General features: G+C 67.5%; 5 protein-coding genes. All 5 read left to right on the top strand.

Annotated elements, in window-relative coordinates; translation table 11 throughout:
• Positions 1–99, top strand: a 99-nt coding sequence (locus VGD44_RS01275; RefSeq protein ID WP_331083054.1) for a 30S ribosomal protein S10, incomplete at its 5' end; no start/stop codon positions are given.
• Between the two features lie 13 nt (positions 100–112).
• A complete protein-coding gene (gene rplC / locus VGD44_RS01270) occupies positions 113–895 on the top strand; it encodes a 50S ribosomal protein L3 (RefSeq protein WP_331083051.1) in 783 nt (260 codons plus the stop codon).
• Positions 895–1,533: a 50S ribosomal protein L4 gene (rplD, locus tag VGD44_RS01265; protein ID WP_331083049.1), complete on the top strand. Its 639-nt coding sequence runs from the start codon at positions 895–897 to the stop codon at positions 1,531–1,533. Before rplC ends, rplD begins: the two co-directional genes overlap by 1 nt.
• A gap of 5 nt (positions 1,534–1,538) precedes the next feature.
• Positions 1,539–1,835 (top strand): 50S ribosomal protein L23, encoded by a 297-nt coding sequence (locus VGD44_RS01260; RefSeq protein ID WP_331083052.1) that lies wholly within the window; start codon positions 1,539–1,541, stop codon positions 1,833–1,835.
• A gap of 4 nt (positions 1,836–1,839) precedes the next feature.
• Positions 1,840–2,574, top strand: a 735-nt coding sequence (rplB, locus tag VGD44_RS01255) for a 50S ribosomal protein L2 (RefSeq protein ID WP_331083048.1), incomplete at its 3' end; no start/stop codon positions are given.

The following is a 2,574-nucleotide window of genomic DNA, read 5'->3' as shown; positions in this document are numbered from 1 at the left end:
AAGCGCGTGCTCGATATCGTCGACCCCACCCCGCAGACCGTGGACGCGCTGATGAAGCTCGACCTGTCCGCCGGCGTGGACGTCGAGATCAAGCTCTAAGGGGATTGATCCGATGCGAACCGGCGTAATCGCCAAGAAACTCGGTATGGCCCGCTTCTTCGACGAAGCTGGCGCCCACGTACCGGTGACCGTGCTCAGCCTCGAGGGCTGCCAGGTCGTCGCCCAGCGCACCCAGGACAAGGATGGCTACGTGGCCCTCCAGCTTGGCGCGGGCTCCAAGAAGCCGAAGAACACGTCCAAGGCCATGCGCGGCCACTTCGCCAAGAGCGAAGTCGAGCCGAAGCACAAGCTGGTCGAGTTCCGCGTGTCCGAGGACAACCTCATCGACGTGGGCGCGGAGATCACCGCCGACCACTTCGTCCCCGGCCAGAAGATCGACGTCACCGCCACCACGGTCGGCAAGGGCTTCGCCGGCGCCATGAAGCGCTGGAACTTCGGTGGCCTTCGCGCAACCCACGGCGTGTCCGTCTCCCACCGCTCGCACGGTTCGACCGGCCAGCGTCAGGATCCGGGTCGTACGTTCAAGGGCAAGAAGATGGCCGGCCATCTCGGCTCGGAAACCGTCACCACCCTGAACGTCACCGTCTGGCGCGTCGACGTCGAGCGCGGCCTCATCCTGGTGAAGGGCGCCGTCCCCGGCACCGAAGGCACCTACGTGAAGGTCCGCGATGCGGTGAAGTCGGCCCTGCCGGCCGACGCGCCGAAGCCGGGCGCCTTCAAGTCCGCCGGTCAACCGACGCCGGCCCAGGCCGCCGCGGAAACGCCGGCTGAAGAGCCGGCGGTGACCGAAGCCCCGGCCGAAGAGGCCCAGGCGACCGAAGCTGGGGAAGCGTAATGAAACTCGACGTCATCAAGCTCGACGGCGGGAAGGGCGGTTCGATCGAACTGCCGGACGCCATCTTCGGCATCGAAGAGATCCGCGGCGACATCCTGCAGCGCGTGGTCACCTGGCAGCTGGCCAAGCGCCGCTCAGGCAACCACAAGATCCAGGTCCGCAACGAGGTCTCCCGGACCTCGAAGAAGATGTACAAGCAGAAGGGCACCGGCGGCGCCCGTCACGGCTCGCGCCGGGCGGCCCAGTTCGTCGGCGGCGCCAAGGCCCACGGCCCGGTCGTCCGTAGCCACGCCTTCGACCTGCCCAAGAAGGTCCGCGCCCTGGCCCTGCGCCATGCGCTGTCCTCGAAGGCCAAGGACGGCTCGCTGATCGTCGTCGACAACGTCGCGCTGAAGGACGCCAAGACGGCGGCCCTGCGCGAGCAGCTCGGCAAGATCGGCGTCACGCACGCCCTGGTGATCGCCGGCGCCGAGGTCGACAACAACTTCAAGCTCGCCGCTCGGAACATCCCGAACGTCGACGTGTTGCCGAACGCCGGCCTGAACGTCTACGACGTGCTGCGCCGCCGCACCCTGGTCCTGACCAAGGATGCGGTCGCTGCGATCCAGGCGCGCTTCCAGCCTGAGGAGGCCGCGTGATGGCCGTGCAACCCACCGCTCGTCACTACGATACCATCCTGTCTCCGATCATCACGGAGAAGGCGACGCTGCTCTCTGAGCACAACAAGGTCGTCTTCCGCGTGGCCGGCGACGCCACCAAGGACGAGATCGCCGCGGCGGTCGAGGCGCTGTTCAAGGTCAACGTCACGAAGGTCAACACGATCAACGTGAAGGGTAAGACCAAGCGGTTCCGCGGCATCGTGGGCCGGCGCTCGGACGTCAAGAAAGCGATCGTGACCCTGGCCGAAGGCCAGTCGATCGACATCACTACGGGGCTCTGATCCGATGGCTCTGAAGCAATTCAATCCGACGTCGCCGGGTCGCCGCCAGCTGGTGCTGGTCGACAAGTCCGAGCTCCACAAGGGCCGGCCGGAAAAGACGCTCGTCGAAGGCCTGACCAAGTCGGGCGGTCGGGGCGGCAACGGCCGCGTGGCGGTCCGCTTCCGTGGCGGCGGCGCCAAGCGCCTCTACCGCATCGTCGACTTCAAGCGCCGCAAGTTCGACGTCCCCGCGACGGTCGAGCGCCTCGAGTACGACCCGAACCGCTCGGCCTTCATCGCCCTGGTGAAGTACGCCGACGGCGAGCTGGCCTACATCCTGGCTCCGCAGCGCCTGAAGGCCGGTGACACCGTCATCGCCGCCGAGAAGGCCGACGTGAAGCCGGGCAACGCCATGCCGCTCCGCGGCATGCCGATCGGCACCATCATCCACAATGTGGAGATGAAGCCGATGAAGGGTGGCCAGATCGCCCGTTCGGCCGGCGCCTACGCCCAGCTGGTCGGCCGTGACGCCGGCTACGCGCAGATCCGCCTGAACTCGGGCGAGCTACGCATGGTCATGGACACCTGCATGGCGACGGTGGGCGCGGTCTCGAACCCCGACCACATGAACGAGAACCTCGGCAAGGCCGGCCGTTCGCGTCACATGGGTCGTCGGCCGCACGTTCGCGGCGTGGCCATGAACCCGATCGATCACCCGCACGGCGGCGGCGAAGGCCGCACCTCGGGCGGCCGTCACCCG

It is taken from the genome of Phenylobacterium sp., assembly GCF_036402295.1.
Taxonomy (GTDB): Bacteria; Pseudomonadota; Alphaproteobacteria; order Caulobacterales; family Caulobacteraceae; genus Phenylobacterium.
The sequence above is the reverse complement of the archived record's forward strand: the minus strand, read 5'-3'. Positions and strand labels throughout refer to the sequence as shown.